Annotated in this window: 16 protein-coding genes; 8 read left to right on the top strand and 8 right to left on the bottom strand. The window is 68.0% G+C overall.

Annotation, left to right across the window (positions count from 1 at the left end):
* Nucleotides 1-49: 49 nt before the first annotated feature.
* A complete protein-coding gene (locus Q9Q79_RS09420) occupies nt 50-664 on the top strand; it encodes an NUDIX hydrolase (RefSeq protein WP_012480055.1) in 615 nt (204 codons plus the stop codon).
* A gap of 79 nt (nt 665-743) precedes the next feature.
* Here the strand turns inward: Q9Q79_RS09420 and serA are convergent, their stop codons facing one another.
* Nucleotides 744-1,985, bottom strand: coding sequence for a phosphoglycerate dehydrogenase (gene serA, locus Q9Q79_RS09425; RefSeq protein WP_005409458.1), 1,242 nt, complete (start codon nt 1,983-1,985; stop codon nt 744-746).
* Nucleotides 1,986-2,154: 169 nt separating this feature from the next.
* On the opposite strand from serA, the gene Q9Q79_RS09430 reads away from it, so the two are divergent.
* The 3 genes from Q9Q79_RS09430 (at nt 2,155) to Q9Q79_RS09440 (ending at nt 5,742) form a co-directional block, all read left to right on the top strand.
* Nucleotides 2,155-3,543, top strand: a complete 1,389-nt coding sequence (locus Q9Q79_RS09430) for an FAD-binding oxidoreductase (RefSeq protein WP_100437311.1) — start codon at nt 2,155-2,157, stop codon at nt 3,541-3,543.
* Nucleotides 3,544-3,605: 62 nt separating this feature from the next.
* On the top strand, nt 3,606-3,905 hold the full coding sequence (locus Q9Q79_RS09435; RefSeq protein WP_005409460.1) for a DUF2388 domain-containing protein: 300 nt from the start codon (nt 3,606-3,608) through the stop codon (nt 3,903-3,905).
* Nucleotides 3,906-3,945: 40 nt separating this feature from the next.
* Nucleotides 3,946-5,742, top strand: a complete 1,797-nt coding sequence (locus Q9Q79_RS09440) for a DUF4105 domain-containing protein (RefSeq protein ID WP_201862132.1) — start codon at nt 3,946-3,948, stop codon at nt 5,740-5,742.
* Here Q9Q79_RS09440 and Q9Q79_RS09445 read toward each other — a convergent pair.
* Together Q9Q79_RS09445 and Q9Q79_RS09450 are read right to left on the bottom strand one after the other, a co-directional pair.
* Nucleotides 5,720-6,796: an ATP-binding protein gene (locus Q9Q79_RS09445; protein ID WP_005409462.1), complete on the bottom strand. Its 1,077-nt coding sequence runs from the start codon at nt 6,794-6,796 to the stop codon at nt 5,720-5,722. The genes Q9Q79_RS09440 and Q9Q79_RS09445 overlap by 23 nt on opposite strands.
* Nucleotides 6,796-7,512: a response regulator gene (locus Q9Q79_RS09450; RefSeq protein ID WP_005413196.1), complete on the bottom strand. Its 717-nt coding sequence runs from the start codon at nt 7,510-7,512 to the stop codon at nt 6,796-6,798. Before Q9Q79_RS09450 ends, Q9Q79_RS09445 begins: the two co-directional genes overlap by 1 nt.
* Before the next feature lie 129 nt (nt 7,513-7,641).
* Between Q9Q79_RS09450 and Q9Q79_RS09455 the strand changes: the two genes are divergently transcribed.
* The 4 genes from Q9Q79_RS09455 to Q9Q79_RS09470 all read left to right on the top strand — a co-directional run bounded on the left by Q9Q79_RS09455 (nt 7,642) and on the right by Q9Q79_RS09470 (nt 13,122).
* On the top strand, nt 7,642-8,787 hold the full coding sequence (locus Q9Q79_RS09455) for an efflux RND transporter periplasmic adaptor subunit (protein ID WP_024958332.1): 1,146 nt from the start codon (nt 7,642-7,644) through the stop codon (nt 8,785-8,787).
* Between the two features lie 36 nt (nt 8,788-8,823).
* Nucleotides 8,824-11,973 carry a multidrug efflux RND transporter permease subunit gene (locus Q9Q79_RS09460; RefSeq protein ID WP_201862133.1) on the top strand — a complete coding sequence of 1,050 codons (3,150 nt, stop codon included), beginning with the start codon at nt 8,824-8,826 and terminating at the stop codon, nt 11,971-11,973.
* Nucleotides 11,954-12,346, top strand: a complete 393-nt coding sequence (locus Q9Q79_RS09465) for a nuclear transport factor 2 family protein (protein ID WP_005413199.1) — start codon at nt 11,954-11,956, stop codon at nt 12,344-12,346. The genes Q9Q79_RS09460 and Q9Q79_RS09465 overlap by 20 nt, the downstream gene beginning before the upstream one ends.
* A gap of 83 nt (nt 12,347-12,429) precedes the next feature.
* Nucleotides 12,430-13,122 (top strand): MliC family protein, encoded by a 693-nt coding sequence (locus Q9Q79_RS09470; protein ID WP_005413200.1) that lies wholly within the window; start codon nt 12,430-12,432, stop codon nt 13,120-13,122.
* 154 nt (nt 13,123-13,276) lie between these two features.
* Here the strand turns inward: Q9Q79_RS09470 and yeiP are convergent, their stop codons facing one another.
* The 5 genes from yeiP to Q9Q79_RS09495 form a co-directional block, all read right to left on the bottom strand.
* Entirely contained in the window at nt 13,277-13,843 is a 567-nt protein-coding gene (yeiP, locus tag Q9Q79_RS09475) for an elongation factor P-like protein YeiP (protein ID WP_005409468.1), read from the bottom strand.
* Between the two features lie 49 nt (nt 13,844-13,892).
* Complete coding sequence (locus Q9Q79_RS09480; protein ID WP_005409469.1) at nt 13,893-14,663, bottom strand: SDR family NAD(P)-dependent oxidoreductase; 771 nt, start codon at nt 14,661-14,663, stop codon at nt 13,893-13,895.
* A 100-nt stretch (nt 14,664-14,763) separates the two neighbouring features.
* On the bottom strand, nt 14,764-15,660 hold the full coding sequence (locus Q9Q79_RS09485) for a hydroxymethylglutaryl-CoA lyase (RefSeq protein ID WP_088430885.1): 897 nt from the start codon (nt 15,658-15,660) through the stop codon (nt 14,764-14,766).
* Nucleotides 15,657-16,058 (bottom strand): VOC family protein, encoded by a 402-nt coding sequence (locus tag Q9Q79_RS09490; RefSeq protein WP_005409471.1) that lies wholly within the window; start codon nt 16,056-16,058, stop codon nt 15,657-15,659. The genes Q9Q79_RS09485 and Q9Q79_RS09490 overlap by 4 nt, the downstream gene beginning before the upstream one ends.
* A gap of 2 nt (nt 16,059-16,060) precedes the next feature.
* Nucleotides 16,061-16,849, bottom strand: coding sequence for an enoyl-CoA hydratase/isomerase family protein (locus Q9Q79_RS09495; protein WP_087803362.1), 789 nt, complete (start codon nt 16,847-16,849; stop codon nt 16,061-16,063).
* Nucleotides 16,850-16,954: the final 105 nt, after the last annotated feature.

Consider the following 16,954-nt stretch of genomic DNA (forward strand, 5'->3'; position numbering starts at 1 on the left):
GCTGTACCTTAGCCAAAGCTGAAGCCAACGCACAAGCGCAATCGCAACAATGAACGGCGATAATGAGCAGTATTTTTCCAGACCGCCCCCATTCATGCGCCAGACCGCCGAAACCCTTGCCGTGCTTGACGATCGCTTGCGTGGCCTGCTGCGGGACTATGCCCGCCGTGAGCCTGCCCACGACGCACTGGCTGCCGAATTCGGCACATTGCTGGACGATCCGGAAGATCCGTTCCGCCGCGAGCGCCTGGCCGGCCACTTCACCGCCAGCTGCTGGCTGGTCAGTGCCGATGGCCAGCGCCTGCTGCTGACCCACCACCGCAAGCTGCAACGCTGGCTGCAGCTGGGCGGCCACGCCGACGGCGACCGTGACCTGGCCCAGGTGGCGCTGAAGGAGGCCGAAGAGGAGTCGGGCCTGAGCGGCCTGGTGCTGGAAGACCCGGCGATCTTCGATCTGGACAAGCACTGGATCCCGGAGCGCAAGGACGTGCCGGGGCACTGGCACTACGACGTGCGTTTCGTAATCCGCGCGCTGGGTGGCGAAGCCTTCGTGCTCAGCGAGGAGTCACTTGACCTGGCATGGCGGCCGGTGACCGAAGTCGTGTCCGATCCGGAATCGGACGAGTCCATGCAGCGCATGGCGCGCCGGTGGCTGGCACGTTGAGGTAAAAAGGGGACGGAGGGGATTAAGTCGTTTATAGCGCATGTGCCGCAAACGACTTAATCCCCTCCGTCCCCTTTTTTCAATACAGGATGCGTGTCCGCAGCGTGCCCGGAATCGCGGCCAGCTCGTCGCGCACGGCGGCGGCCTGTGCCTCGCTGGCGGTGATGTCGATCACCACGTAACCCACCTTCGGGTCGGTGCGCAGGAACTGGCCGTCGATGTTGACGTTGTGGCGCGAGAAGATCTCGTTGACCTTGGACAGCACGCCCGGCACGTTCTGGTGGATGTGCAGCAGGCGCAGGCTGTCTTCGTGTTCGGGCAGGGTCACTTCCGGGAAGTTGACCGCCGACAGGGTGCTGCCGTTGTCGCTGTAGCGCACCAGCTTGGCCGCCACCTCCACGCCGATGTTGTCCTGCGCCTCCAGCGTGCTGCCGCCCACGTGCGGGGTCAGGATCACATTGTCGTGGCGGGTCAGCGGCGATTCGAAGATATCGCCATTGCCCTTCGGCTCGACCGGGAACACGTCCAGCGCGGCACCGCCGACGTGGCCGCTGGCCAGCGCCGCGTCCAGCGCATCGATGTCGACCACGGTGCCGCGCGCGGCGTTGATCAGGTGCGCGCCCTTGCGCATCTTCGCCAGCTCGGTGCTGCCGATCATCCACTGCGTGGCCGGGGTCTCCGGCACGTGCAGGGTGACGATGTCGGCCCGCGCCAGCAGGTCGTCCAGGCTGGCCGCAGCACGCGCATTGCCCAGCGCCAGCTTGGTTTCCACGTCGTGGAAGATCACCTGCATGCCCAGCGATTCGGCCAGCACGCCGACCTGGGTGCCGATGTGGCCATAGCCGATGATGCCCAGGGTCTTGCCACGCACCTCATGGCTGCCGCTGGCCGACTTCGACCAGCCGCCGCGATGGCACTCGGCATTCTTCTGCGGAATGCCACGGGTCAGCATGATCGCCTCGGCAATCACCAGCTCGGCCACGCTACGGGTGTTCGAATAGGGCGCGTTGAACACCGGGATGCCGGCCAGCTCGGCCGCGTCCAGGTCGACCTGGTTGGTGCCGATGCAGAAGCAGCCCACCGCGATCAGGCGCTTGGCCTCGGCCAGCACCTCGGCGCTGAGCTGGGTGCGCGAGCGGATGCCGACGATGTGCGCCTCGGCGATGCGCGCCTTCAGTTCGTCCTCGGGCAGCGCCTTGGTGTGCGCCTCGATCTGGCTGTAGCCGGCGGCGCTGAACACCTCCACGGCGGTCTGGCTGACCCCCTCCAGCAACAGCACGCGGATATCCTGCTTGGGGAACGAGGTCTTCTTCGGCGACATGGGGCGACACGGCCAGTGGGACAGGGGCTGACCACTATGCCAGATCGAAGCGCCCATGGTGCAGTGCGCAATTGGTTGCATCCGTAGCTATCTGCAGCGCGGCGGGGCTGGACGCTGGCGCGTGCCGCTGGCACGCTTGCCCGTTCTTCACGCACCGCGCTGGACCGTCATGACCGATTCCCGCATTGCCTCGCTGCAGCAGGCCTGTCCCGGCCTGAAGCTGAAGACCGACCCGGCCGACCTGGAGCATTACGGGCGCGACTGGACCCGGCGCTGGACGCCGGCGCCGCTGGCGATCGCACTGCCGGCCACGGTCGAGGAAGTGCAGGCGGTGATGCGCTGGAGCGCAGGCGAGGGCGTGGCCGTGGTGCCGTCCGGTGGCCGCACAGGCCTTTCCGGGGGCGCGGTGGCCGCCAACGGCGAGCTGGTGCTCAGCCTGGAACGGATGAACAAGGCGCTGGCCTACGACGCGGTCGATCGCACCCTGGTGGTGCAGGCCGGCATGCCGCTGGAGGCCCTGCATAACGCCGCGCTGGACCACGGCCTGATCTACCCGGTGGATTTCGCCGCGCGCGGGTCGTGCACGATCGGCGGCAACATCGCCACCAATGCCGGCGGCATCCGTGTGATCCGCTACGGCAATACCCGCGAGTGGATCGCCGGACTGAAGGTGGTCACCGCCAGTGGCGAGTTGCTGGAGCTCAACAAGGGCCTGATCAAGAACTCCAGCGGCTATGACTTCCGCCAGCTGCTGATCGGTTCGGAAGGCACGCTGGGCGTGATCGTCGAAGCGACGGTGAAGCTGACCGATCCGCCGCCGGCCAGCAATGTGATGCTGCTGGCGCTGCCCAGCTTCGAAGTGCTGATGCAGGTATTCGCCGCGTTCCGCGCACGGCTGCAGCTGCAGGCCTTCGAATTCTTCACTGATCGCGCGCTGGAGCACGTGCTGGCGCATGGTGCGCAGGCACCGTTCGACGAGGTGCACCCGTATTACGTGGTCACCGAGTTCGCCGCCAACGACGAAGCGCAGGAAGCGGCGGCGATGGCGGCCTTCGAGGACTGCATGGGCAACGGCTGGGTCAGCGACGGCGTGATCAGTGCCAGCGATGCCCAGGCTGCCCAGTTGTGGCGCCTGCGCGAAGGCATCACCGAATCGCTGGCGCGCTACAAGCCCTACAAGAATGACGTCTCGGTGCGGATCTCGGCGATGCCGGCGTTCCTGGCCGAGACCCAGGCATTGATCGGCCAGGCCTACCCGCACTTCGACGTGGTCTGGTTCGGCCATATCGGAGACGGCAACCTGCACATCAACGTGCTCAAGCCCGATGACACCAGCGACGCCGATTTCGTGGCGCAGTGCGAGCAGGTGACCAAGCTGCTGGCGCAGGTGCTGGCCCGGTTCGATGGCAGCATCTCGGCTGAACACGGCATCGGCCTGGTCAAGAAGGGCTACCTGGACAGCACCCGCGGCCCGGCCGAGATCGCCCTGATGAAGGCGGTCAAACGCGCGTTCGATCCCCAAGCGCGGCTGAATCCCGGCAAGCTGTTCGACGTTTGAGCCGGGCAAATCCTTCACGCACCCGTTACGCTCCACGCATCCTCACAACCGGCTTCGAACCGATGACCCGTCCGCTTCTGCTGCTCGCCCTGCTGTCCCTGCCGCTGGCCGGCTTCGCTTCCAGCTTCGCCGGCACCTCGGCCGGTTCCGCCACCGGTGCATCGTCGGGCTCTTCGGCCAGCAGCTCGGGCGACGACAAGGTGGTGCAGGCCGCACGCGACGATGCCGCCGCGTTCATCGCCAGCGACGGCCAGATCCGTGGCGCCCGCCTGCAGGCCGCGCTGGTCCACCTGCGTGAGCAGAGCGCTGCCGCACAGCAGCAGAGCGACCTGGAACTGGCCCGCGCGCTGCTGGCGCGTTGATCCCGCCTTCGGGTAGTGCCAGCCGCTGGCCGGCAGCGCCATGACATCTGCACGGAGCGCAGCCAGGCATGGCCTGGCTCTACTGCTGGCCGTTCCGGCCGCACATGCCAGCGGAGACCTGCGCCTGGATCCGGAAGGGCTGAGCCCTGCACAGCAGCAGGTGGCGATGCAGACCCTGGCCGACGTGCAGTCCTTGCTGCCAGATGGCCTGCTGCGGGCACTGCCAGCACACGTGCAGGTGCGCTGGAGCGACCACCTGCCGGCTGATGTGCACGGTCGCGCTTTCGCCGGCCGCATCGACCTGCGTCGCGAGCTGCTGGATGACGCCGTGCCCGGCGCACGCCGTGCACGACGCAGCGCGCTGGTGCATGAACTGACCCATGTTGCAGACCGTAGCGGCGCGAACTGGTCGCGCAGTGCGCGCTGGCGCGACCTGGCCGGATGGCAGCGCAAGCCCTGGCATCTTGGCCGTGGTGGCAACGACTTCCGTGACCGTAGTCCGGATGCCTATGAGCTGAAGGACCCGGCCGAGTACCTGGCAGTGAACGCCGAGCATTTCGTGCTCGACAGCGAGTTTGCCTGCCGGCGCCCGGCGCTGGCGCAGTGGTACCAGGCCCATTTCGGAACCCCGCCATCGCTGCCGCAGTCGCACTGCGCGGCCACGTTGCCATTGCTGCAGGCCGAATCGGAAGAGGGTGCGGCATCGCTGCTGCAGCTCGATCCTTCGCGCGTCTACGCCGTGGACTACCTGTTCGCCGAAGGCAGTGCGCAGCCGATGAGCCGCTGGGGGCACAGCATGCTGCGGCTGGTGATCTGCCGGCCGGGCCGTGCGCCGGGGCCAGACTGCCGCCTGGACCTGGAGTACCACCGCGTGCTGTCGTTCCGCGCATTCGTAGGTGATGTGCAGATTTCCAACTGGCGTGGCCTGACCGGCGGCTATCCCTCGCGCCTGTTCGTGCTGCCGCTGCAGCAGGTGGTGGACGAGTACACCAAGGTGGAACTGCGTGGGTTGCAGTCGCTGCCGTTGCAGTTGTCGCCCGGCGAGATCGCCGGCCTGCTCGAGCGCACTGCACAGGTGCACTGGAGCTATGACGGGCGCTATTACTTCGTCAGCAACAACTGCGCGGTGGAAACTGCAAAGCTGCTGCAGGCGGGTGTGCCGCGCCTGGGGGCGGCCGGGCTGGCCCAGCTGAGTCCGCGCGGGTTGAAGCGTCGGCTGTCCCGGCTGCATGTGCTGGACGAGCAGGTGCTGACGGACCGCAATGCAGCGCAGGCGCAGGGCTACTACTTTGCCTCGGCGCGCGATCACTATCAGCAGTTGTTCGCGGTGGCGAGCTCACAGCTGGGGCTGCCGGTGCGCGATGTGCGCGCCTGGCTGAAGCTGCCCGCACAGCAGCGTGCGCCCTGGCTGCTGCAGGGTGACCTGCGTGCCAGCGCCGGGCTGCTGCTGCTGGAACAGGCTGCGCAACGCCGCGCTGAACTGCGCGCGCGCGATGTGCTGAAACGGCGCCTGCTGGCGGCACCGGACAGTGCCGAGACGCGCGGCCTGCGCCAGCTGCTGGAGCAGGGTGGGCAATGGCTGCGCCCGGGTACGCTGCTGGTCGACGATGGCTACGGATTGCCGCTTGCCGATGAGCAGGCGGTGCTGGCCGAAGCGGTTGCCACTGCCAGCGCAGAGGCGGTGCCGGCCTGGCAGGCGCTGCGCGTGCAGCTGCGCCAGCAGTTGCCGGCGGGCCAGCGCAACGAGATGGATGCGATCGATGCCAACCTCGCCGCGCTCGGCGCACGCCTGCGGGAACAGGCAGCCACGCCCGCTACTGGCGCGGAAGCTCGATGACGAAGCGGCTGCCGCCGGCGCTGCCGGGCGTGCAGTAGACGCGGCCGCCATGTGCATCGGCGATGGCCTTGACCACCGCCAGGCCCAGCCCGCTGCCGCCGCCCTGGCGGGAGCGCGAGCCGTCGGCGCGCATGAACGGAGTGAAGATGTCGGTGTGAAGTTCCGGGTCGATGCCCGGGCCTTCGTCCTCGATCGCCACCTGCACGTGTCCGGGCGTGTCGTGCACGGCAATCCGCACCTTGCCCGGGCTGGCGTAGCGGCGCGCATTCTCCAGCAGTGCCAGCAGGGCCTGGCGCAAGCGTGTCGGGTCACAGTGCGCGTTGTGTTCCTCGCGGCTGGTTTCCAGCTCCAGCACGAAGCCGGCGGCGCGGAACTGCGGGTCGACCAGGGTCATCACCGAATGCACTTCGGCCACCACGTCGGTTCGCGCGCGGCGTACGTCCAACCGCGCGTTGTCGGACAGGCTCAACACGCGCAGATCCTCGATCAGGCGTGAGAGGCCTTCGACCTGTGCCAGCAGGCTGCGGAACTGGGATTCGTCTGGCTGGAACACACCCTCGGCCAGCCCCTGCAGGCGACCACGCAGGATCGTCACCGGAGTCCGCAGTTCATGGGCAATGGCCGCATGCCACATCGCACGCTCGCTCTCCATGTGCTGCAGGCGGCGCGCCATCGCATTGAAATCCTCGACCAGGGTGGCCACTTCGCCGGGCGAGTTTTCCTGGGCGCTGGCGCGCGCACCGAGGTCGCCGCCGGCAAGCGCGCGCACGCTGTCGACCAGCGAATTCAACGGCGACAGGATGCGGTGGGCAAGGCGGAACGAGGCGGCGATGGCCAGTGCCAGGCCGGTCAGGATCACCCCGACCATCCATGCCAGCTCCGGCCCGGTCGGCAGCCAGCTTTCCGGCTCTTCGGCACTGCCGGGGAAGAACTCGACCAGCACCGCGTACAGCAGCCACGATGACAGGATCATCATCACGATGACGCCGATCACCATCAGCGACATCGAGACGATGATGTGGCGACTGAGCCCGGAGCGGCGCAGGCGGGCCATCAGCGGTCGGCCATCAACCGGTAGCCGACACCGCGCACGCTGGCCGGAACATTGACCATGCCCACTTCATCCAGCTTGCGGCGCAGCTTGCTGACATGGCTGTCGACCGTGCGCTCCAGCGCCTCGCTTTCCGGCAGGCATTCGTGCATCAGTTCGCTGCGGCTGAAGATGCGGGTCGGCGCCAGCGCCATGCAGTGCAGCAGCTTGAACTCGGTGAGGGTGAGCAGCACTTCGTGGCTGTAGCCGTCGCCTTCCACATGCACGGCATGGGTGGCCGAGTCGATCAGCAACGGGCCCGCGCGCAGTGCGGTCGGTGCGTCCACGCGCGAGCCACGCAGCGTACGCCGCAGCACGGCGCGCACGCGCGCTGCCACTTCGGCTGGATTGAACGGCTTGACCACGTAGTCGTCGGCGCCCATGCGCAGCGCAGTCAGCTTGTCCAGGTCCTGGTCCAGCGCGGTCAGCATGATCACCGGCGTTTCGCCGCGCTGGCGTAGCTGGGTCAGTACGCTCCAGCCATCCAGCCGCGGCAGTTGTACGTCGAGCAGGACCAGGTCGGGGCGGGCGCTGCGGTGCAGGTCCAGTGCACTGTGGCCATCGGCGGCACGCAGGGTGCGTAGTCCTTCGCGTTCCAGGTAGGCGGTAAGAATATCGGCGATCTCGGCCTCATCCTCGACGATCAGGACGAGGGCGGCGAGGGCAGGGGAGGCATGCATGCAGGGGCGGGGCCTTAAGGTGCTTGCCTCCATCGTATCTCCACAGTTCCTCCATCGAAACCCCATCATCGCCCCGCAGACTGCACGCTTCAGAACCTATCAGCCGCCCGCGCGGCATTGTGCACAGCAATGAGAACCTTCAGGACTCCGGTCGCGTTGATCGCGGCCCTCGCCCTGGCCATGACGGCCTGCTCCGCCCCCGAAGCCACGCCCGAAGCGGCACCGCGCGTCAGCGTGGTTACTGTCGGCCCGCAGGTCGTACAGCGCGATGACGAACTGCCCGGCCGCGTGGCCGCCGTACGCACCGCACAGATCCGTGCCCAGGTGGGCGGCATCGTGCAGCGCCGGCTGTTTGAGCAGGGTGCGGAAGTGCGCGCCGGCCAGGCCCTGTTCCAGATCGATCCGGCGGCGTTCCGTGCCGATGTCGACTCGGCACTGGCCGCGCTGCAGCGCAGTGAGGCCGCCTTGGGCCGCAGCCGCGTGCAGTCACAGCGCCTGCATGCGCTGGCGGCCGCGCAGGCGGTCAGCCAGCAGCACCGCGACGATGCCAGTGCCGAGTACGAACAGGCTCGTGCCGCGGTGAACGAGGCGCGCGCGATCCTGGCCCGCCGCCAGCTCGACCTGCGCTATGCAACGGTCAGTGCACCGATTGCCGGTCGCATCGACCAGGCGCTGGTGACCGAAGGTGCACTGGTCGGCGTGGCCGATGCCGAGCCGATGGCGGTGGTGCAGCAGATCGACCAGGTCTACGTCGATGTGCGCCAGCCAGCGGCGCAGCTCGAGTCGCTGCAACGCAGTGCCGGTGGCGGCGAGCTGCCGGTGACGATCATCGGTGCGGCCGGCAAGCCGCTGCCCGAACGTGGCCAGATGCTGTTCTCCGGCATCAACGTCGATGCGCGCACCGGTGATGTGATCCTGCGCATCCTGGTCGACAACCCGCAGCGCCAGCTGCTGCCCGGCATGTACGTGCGCGCGAAGGTGCCGCGGGGTGCGCCGGCCAGCGCACTGACCGTGCCACAGCAGGCCGTGCTGCGCAGTGCCGGTGGCCAGGCCTATGCCTGGGTGATCGGTGGCGATGGCAAGGCGGTGATCCGCACGCTGGAAGTGGACGGTAGTGTCGATCGCCAATGGCTGGTGCGCACCGGCCTGAAGGCGGGCGAAAAGGTGGTGGTCGAAGGCCAGGAGCGCCTGCAGGAAGGCGTGGTGGTCGATGCGCGCGACTGGCAGATGCCGGTCGCCAGCGCCGGCGCGGTGCAGGCCGGCAGCAAGGGCTGAGCCTCTACCGGGCCGGTCCCTCCAGGAAAATCCAACATGGCACGTTTCTTCATCGATCGCCCGGTGTTCGCCTGGGTGCTGGCGATCTTCATCATCCTGGCCGGTGTGCTGGCGATCCCGCGGCTGGCGGTGGAGCGCTATCCGGCGGTTGCCCCGCCCAGCGTCAGCATCTACGCCAGTTACCCGGGTGCGAGCCCGCAGACGCTGAATGACGCGGTGGTCGGCCTGATCGAGCGCGAGCTGTCCAGCGTCAAGCACCTGCTGTACTTCGAGTCGTCGGTGGACACGTCCGGCGAAGCCTCGATCACCGCCACCTTCAAGCCGGGCACCAACCCGGAGCTGGCGCAGGTGGACGTGCAGAACCGGATCAAGGCGATCGAGCCGCGCCTGCCGCGCAGCGTGCGCCAGAACGGCCTGTTCGTGGAGGCCGCCGATTCCGGCTTCCTGATGCTGGTCGGTCTGCGTTCGCCGGATGCCAGCGTCAGCGAGGCCGCACTGGGCGACTTCATGGCGCGCAACATCATCGAGGAGCTGCGCCGCATCGATGGCGTCGGCCGGGTGCAGCTGTTCGGTGCCGAACAGGCGATGCGCGTGTGGCTGGCCCCGACCCGGTTGACCGGCTATGGGCTGACCATGGGTGACGTGGCCGCTGCCATCGAGCAGCAGAACCTGGAGATCTCGCCGGGGCGCATCGGCGATTCTCCGGGTGTTCCGGGCCAGCGCATCACCGTGCCGCTGAGTGCCGATGGCCAGCTGTCCACGCCGGAGCAGTTCGCTGCCATCGTGCTGCGCGCCGGGGCCGACGGCTCGCGGGTGGTGCTGGGCGATGTCGCCCGCGTCGAGCTGGGCGCGCAGAGCTATGCCTGGGGCACCCGCGAGGATGGCCATCCGGCCACCGCCGCCGGCGTGCAGCTGCGTCCTGGCGCGAACGCGGTTCGCACCGCGTCGGCGGTGCGCGAGCGCATGGCCGAGCTGGCGCCGCTGCTGCCGCGCGGCGTGGAATCGAGCATTCCGTTCGACACCGCGCCGTTCGTCAAGATCTCGATCCAGAAGGTGGTGCAGACGCTGCTGGAGGCGATGCTGCTGGTGTTCGCAGTGATGTACCTGTTTCTGCAGAACTGGCGCTACACGCTGATTCCGGCACTGGTCGCACCGATCGCGTTGCTGGGCACCTTCGCGGTGATGCTGGCGCTGGGCTTCTCGATCAACGTGCTGACCATGTTCGGCATGGTGCTGGCAATCGGCATCATCGTCGACGACGCCATCGTGGTGGTCGAGGGCGTGGAACGGATCATGGCCGAGGAAGGCCTGCCGCCGCGCGAGGCCACCATCAAGGCGATGCGCGAATTGACCGGTGCGGTGATCGGCATCACCCTGGTGCTGACCGCGGTGTTCATCCCGATGGCGCTGGCCAGCGGCTCGGTGGGTGCGATCTACCGCCAGTTCACCGTGGCGATGGCGGTGTCGATCCTGTTCTCGGCGCTGCTGGCATTGAGCCTGACGCCGGCGCTGTGCGCGACCCTGCTGCGCCCGAACACCCATGGCCACCATGGTCGGGGCGGTCTGTTCGGCGCCTTCAATCGTGGCTTCGAACGGATGACCGGGCGCTACCAGCGTGGCGTGGCGTCGGTGCTGCAGCGGAGCGGGCGGGTGATGGGCGTGTTCGCCGCGCTGGTGGCGGCGCTGCTGCTGGGCCTGCACTGGCTGCCGGGCGCCTTCCTGCCGGAAGAGGACCAGGGCTACTTCATGACCTCGATCCAGCTGCCGGCCGAAGCCACCGCCGAACGCACGCTGGCCGTGGTCGAAGCCTACGAACGGCACGTGGCGTCACGCCCGGGCATCGGCTCCAACCAGTCGATCCTCGGCTACAGCTTCTCCGGTTCCGGCCCGAGCGCGGCGCTGACCTACACGATGCTGAAGGACTGGGGCGAGCGTGCAGGGGCCACCGCGGCCGGCGAAGTGGAGGCCGCGCAGAAGGCGATGGCGACGATTGCCGAGGGCGAGGTGATGAGCGTAATGCCGCCGGCGATCGACAGCCTGGGCCGTTCGTCCGGCTTCTCGCTGGCCCTGCAGGCGCGTACCGGGCAGAGCCAGGCCGAACTGCGTGCGGCCCTGCAGCAGCTGCTGAAGCTGGCCGAGGCCAGCCCGCTGCTGTCGGAGGTGCATGCCGATGGCCTGCCGGCAGGTACCAGCGTGCGGCTGGACATCGACCGCGCCAAGGCCGAGGCGATGGGCGTGGGGTTCGAGCAGATCAGCAGCACGCTGTCGGCGGCGATGGGCTCGCAGTACGTCAACGACTTCCCCAACAAGGGGCGGCTGCAGCAGGTGATCCTGCAGGCCGATGCACCCCATCGGATGGAGCTGGAGGACGTGCTGAAGCTGTACGTGCGCAACAGCGAAGGCGGCATGGTGGCGTTGTCGGAGCTGGTGACGCCGCACTGGACCGAGGCGCCGCTGCAGCTGCAGCGCTATCTCGGCTTCCCGGCGCTGAACCTGTCCGGTGCACCGGCCTCCGGCGTGTCGACCGGCCAGGCCATGGCGGAGATGGAGCGGTTGGCGGAGAAGCTGCCGTCCGGTTTTGCCCTGCAGTGGACCAGCCAGTCGCTGCAAGAGCGGGAGTCCGGTGCGCAGGCGCCGTGGTTGCTGCTGTTGTCGATGCTGGTGGTGTTCCTGGTGCTGGCGGCACTGTACGAGAGCTGGTCGATCCCGCTGGCGGTGATGCTGGTGGTGCCGCTGGGCCTGCTCGGTGCGGTTGCTGCGGTGCTGTTGCGCGGCATGCCCAACGACGTGTTCTTCAAGGTCGGCATGATCACCGTGATCGGGCTGTCGGCGAAGAACGCGATCCTCATCGTCGAGTTCGCGCGCCAGCTGCAGCAGCAGGGTCGCGGCCTGGTTGAAGCAGCGCTGGAGGCGGCGCGGCTGCGCCTGCGGCCGATCGTGATGACCTCGTTGGCATTCGCGCTGGGCGTGGTGCCGCTGATGCTGGCGCAGGGCGCGTCGAAGGAAACCCAGCAGGCGATTGGAACCGGTGTGTTCGGCGGCATGGTCAGTGCGACGGTGCTGGCGGTGTTCTTCGTGCCGGTCTTCTATGTAGTGGTGCAGGGCGCGCGGCAGTGGATCGCGCAACGCCTGCGCAGGCGCCGGCCGATGCCGGAAGGATCCGTGGATGGAACGGGACATCGTTGAAGACCTGCATGAGCGGCAGTTGGCAGCGCTGGAACAGCGCCTGCGGCAGGCATTGCTGGATGACGACCACGATGCGCTGACCGCGCTGGTATCGCCGGCATTGTTCATGATGGACGGGCAGGGCGGACGCTTGCTCGACCTGCCGTGGCTGGGCGACTGGCTGGCCGGAAACCTGCACGTGCGCAGCCTGCAGTCGTACGCGGTGGAAACGCTGCTGTGCGGACGCCTGGCATTGTTGTCCAGCGACGTGCGCTTGTCGGTGCGCGGGCAGGGCCAGGAGCGCGAGCTGAAACTGCGCCTGCTGCGGGTGTGGACCTGCAGTTCCGGCGAAAGCGGCGCGCAGCTGTTGTCGATGGCGGTACTGGCCGCATGAGTGCGGTCAGGCCGCTTTCAGGCCCCGCTCACCGACAGGTGGTAGGGTCGAGCCTCTCTGTAGTGTCGACAAGGAGTCGAGCCATGCGTGTAGTTCCCAGTCTGTTGGCAGCCTCCCTCGGGTTGGTGCTGGCCGCGTGCCAGCCGGCCCAGCCGCCCGCCGCAGGCGGCAATGACGCCCCGCCTGCCGCGCCGCAGCCGAGCGCCAGCACCGAAGGTGGCAGCGAGACCACGTACCAGTGTGGTGATCTGAGCGTGCGCGCGACCTTCAATGGCGAGGATGCGGCCACGGTGGTGATCGGCGAACGCACCTTCGCCATGAGCTCCGAGCGTGCGGCGTCGGGTGCCAAGTACGGCGATGGCAAGGGCAACAGCTTCTGGACCAAGGGCAGCGATGACGGCCTGTTGAGCCTGAAGGGCGAAGCCGATCGCGAGTGCCATGCGGTCGAAGCCACTGAAGGCGATGGCAGCGCCGGCAATGCCGCGTTCCGTGCCACCGGCAATGAGCCGGGCTGGCTGGCGGTTGTCGACGGCGACACGCCGGGCCTGCAGGTGGAAGTGGATTACGGTGAGCGTCGTTTCGATGTCGCCCAGCCCACCGCAGGTGCTGACGGCTGGAGTGGCAAGGCGTCCGATGGCACCGACGTCAAGCTCAGCTTCCAGCGCACGACCTGCCAGGACGACATGAGTGGCGAGGCGTTCGATGCCAAGGTGAACCTGACCATCGGCACCCGCCAGTACCACGGCTGCGGCAATTTCGGCGCGAAGCAGCCGTAAGCTACCTGTAGAGCCGAGCCACGCTCGGCTGCAGTCCCTGTCCAACGCACAGCAGCCGAGCGTGGGCTCGGTGCTACACGACTGCTACATCCGATGGCCTGCCTGCGGCGAATGCGCCGCAGGCAGGGACAGGCAGCCGATCAGCGCGAGGCGATTAGTCGGCACGGCCCGCGAATTCGCCGGTGGCGGTGTTCACCAGCACGCGTTCGCCGTTGACGATGTACTCCGGCACCATGATCTCGATGCCGGTGTTGAGCTTGGCCGGCTTCGGGCGCTTGGTGGCGGTGCCACCCTTCAGTTCCGGCGGCGTCTCGATCACTTCCAGCACCACCGAGGCCGGCAGCTGGATCGCCACCGGCTGCTCGTCGATCACCTGCACGTAGATGCCGGTCAGGCCATCGGTGATGTAGCCAGCGTCGTCGCCGATCACGTCCGCGTCCAGGGTGTAGGGGGTGTAGTCCTCGTCATCGAGGAACACGAACGCGTCGCCGTCCTTGTACGAATAGGTGGACTGGCGGCGCAGCAGTTCGACCTCGACCAGGTTGTCGTCGGCATCGAAGCTGGCATCGAGCTTGTTGCCGCCCGGCACGCTGTACATGATGAAGCGGAAGCGGACGTTGCCGCCGCGACCCTGCGGCGAGCTGCGCTCGATGTCGCGGATCTGGTACACGCCGTTGTTGTACTCGACGACGTTGCCCTTCTTGATGTCGTTGGCTTTCATGGTGATCTAGGTCGTTGGGGGAGGGCGCCGTCCCGGCGCCCGTGGGGAATCACTTCGGAGCGAGGCGGGTAGCGCCGTCCAGGCGGATGGTCTCGCCGTTGAGGTAGGTGTTGCCGAGGATGAAGCCGACCAGGCTGGCGAAGTCTTCCGGCTTGCCCAGGCGTGACGGGAACGGAATCGAGGCGGCCAGCGACTGCTGCACGGCTTCGGGCATGCCGTCGACCATCGGCGTCCAGAACACGCCGGGAGCAATCGTATTGACGCGGATGCCGAAGCGCGACAGTTCGCGCGCCATGGGCAGCGTCATCGAGACCACGCCGCCCTTGCTGGCGGCATACGCGGCCTGGCCGATCTGGCCTTCATAGGCGGCGATGCTGGCGGTGTTGATGATCACGCCGCGCTCGCCGTCGGTGCCGGCCTCGTTGTGCTGCATGCGGTTGGCAGCGGCCTTTGCAACGTTGAAGCTGCCGACCAGGTTCACCATCACCGTGCCCTGGAAGCCGGCCAGCGGCATCGGGCCTTCCTTGCCCAGCACGCGGCCGGCGCCGAGGATGCCGGCGCAGTTCATCGCCACGTTCAGGCCGCCGAGGAAATCGTGGGCCTGGTCGATGGCCGCGGTCACCGCCGCCTCATCGCTGACGTTGACGTTGAAATAGCGGGCCTTGTCGGCACCCAGCCCGGCAATGGCGGCAGCGCCCTTGTCGTCGTTGAGGTCGAACAGGGCCACCTTGCCGCCCTGGGCGACGAGGTGCTGGGCCACGGCCAGGCCGAGGCCGGAGACGCCGCCAGTGATCACGGCACGTACGGAAGACAGCTGCATTGAACGGTCCTGCAGGTTCGAGAACCGCCGATTCTAACGGAAGCCGCGACCGCCGCTGTTGTGCACTGCGCCGCCTTTGCGGGGCGGCGCAGCGCGGCGGTCAACCGGCGGCGGCCAGCGCCTGCCCGGTGCGGCTGGCGGTGGCGCGGCCGAGCAGGCCGGCCAGCCAGCGGCCGGTCTCAGCCAGTGCCGGCAGGTCCACGCCGCTGTCCAGGCCGAGGCCCTGCAGCAGGTAGACCACGTCTTCGCTGGCCACATTGCCGCTGGCGCCCTTGGCATACGGGCAGCCACCGGCACCCGACACCGCACTGTCGACCACGCGCACGCCTGCTTCCAGGCAGGTGGCGATGTTGGCGATGGCCTGGCCGTAGGTGTCGTGGAAGTGCACGGCCAGTGCTTCCATCGGAATCTCGGCAGCGACCGCCTGCAGCATCGCCCGTGCCTTGCGTGGGGTGCCGACGCCGATGGTGTCGCCCAGCGAAATTTCGTAACAGCCCATCTGGTGCAGGGCGCGTGCAACGCGCACCACATCAGCCAGCGGTACTTCGCCCTGGTAGGGGCAGCCGAGCACGGTGGAGACGTAGCCGCGCACGCGCACGCCATCGGCGGCGGCACGGCGCAGGATCGGCTCAAAGCGGGCCAGCGACTCGTCGATGCCGGCATTGGTGTTGGTGCGGTTGAACGCCTCGGACGCGGCGGTGAACACCGCTACTTCCTCGACGCCCACCGCACGGGCGCGGTCGTAGCCCTGTTCGTTCGGCACCAGTACCGGGTAGTGGATGCCGGGCCGGCGCTGGATGCCGGCGTAGACCTCGGCGGCATCGGCCAGCTGCGGGATCCACTTCGGGCTGACGAAGCTGGTCGCCTCGATGCTGCGCAGGCCGGTGGTCGACAGGCGGTTGATCAGTTCGATCTTGTCGCCGGTGGAGACCGACTGCTTTTCGTTCTGCAGGCCGTCACGCGGCCCGACCTCGACGATGCGGACGTAGTCGCTCATGCGGTTGCCCCATTTGCAGGGCGGTGGCAGACCGCCTCGATGTTGTTGCCATCCGGGTCCAGCACGAAGGCGCCGTAGTAGTCCGGGTGATACCACGGGCGCAGGCCCGGGGCGCCGTTGTCGCGGCCACCGGCGGCGAGGGCGGCGGCATGGAAGGCGTCCACCTGGTCGCGGCTGGCGCAGGCGAAGGCCACATGCACGCCATGGCTGGCGGTGCCACCATTGCCAAGCCAGAAGAACGGCTTGCCGTCGCTGCCGAAGCCGATGTGGTCGTGCGCGCCGGTCTGTTCGGCGGTCACTTCCATCACCACGCCGATCTGCAGTGGCGCCAGTGCCTGCAGGAAGAAGGCCTTGCTGCGCGCCAGGTCGGCGCTGGTCAAACCAAGATGATCGAGCATGTTCAGGCTTCCGTGACCCAGTGGGGCGCGCGCTTGTCGAGGAAGGCGCCGAGGCCTTCCTGGCCCTCGGCGGACACCCGCAGGCGCGCGATCAGGGCGGCATTATCGCGATCCAGGGTGTCGCGGTCATGGCTGTCGCGGACCTGGCGGACCAGTTGCTTGGCGGTGGACGAGGCGATCGGGCCGGCCTTGTCGAGCAGGGCCAGCTGGCGTTGCACGGCCTCGTCCAGGCGTTCGGGCTCGACCAGCTGGTGGACCAGGCCGATGCGCAGCGCAGTGTCGGCGTCGAAATGCTCGCCGGTGGCGAACCAGCGGCGGGCCTGGCGCGGGCCGATGGCTTCGATCACATAGGGCGAGATCACCGCCGGCAGCAGGCCGAGGCGGCTTTCGGTCAAGCCGAAGCGGGCCGAGGTGCTGGCGATGGCGATGTCGCAGCAGGCGACCAGGCCGACGCCGCCGCCGAAGGCCGCGCCATGGACCCGGGCCAGGGTCGGCTTGGGCAGCTCGTCCAGGGTGCGCATCAGCCGGGCCAGGGCCAGCGAGTCCTCGCGGTTATCGGCTTCGCTGGCCGCCGCCATGCCGCGCATCCACTGCATGTCGGCACCGGCCGAGAAGGAGGCGCCGTGGCCGGCCAGCACCACCGCGCGCACCGAAGCATCGTGGCCGGCGGCCTCCAGTCCGGCGGTCAGCCGGGCGATCAGCCCGGCGTCAAAGGCGTTGTGCAGCTCCGGCCGGTTCAGCCAGAGAGTGAGGACGGCGCCGCTGCGCTCGATCTGCAAAGCATCGTTCATGGGATTCCAGGGTCACTCCATACCTGTATGGATCATAGCGGGCCATTGGTCATGGGCCATGACGCGACGCGGGAATGTTAGAATCGAGAACCATTTACATCCAGC

It is taken from the genome of Stenotrophomonas sp. a6, assembly GCF_030913325.1.
GTDB classification, from domain to species: domain Bacteria; phylum Pseudomonadota; class Gammaproteobacteria; order Xanthomonadales; family Xanthomonadaceae; genus Stenotrophomonas; species Stenotrophomonas maltophilia.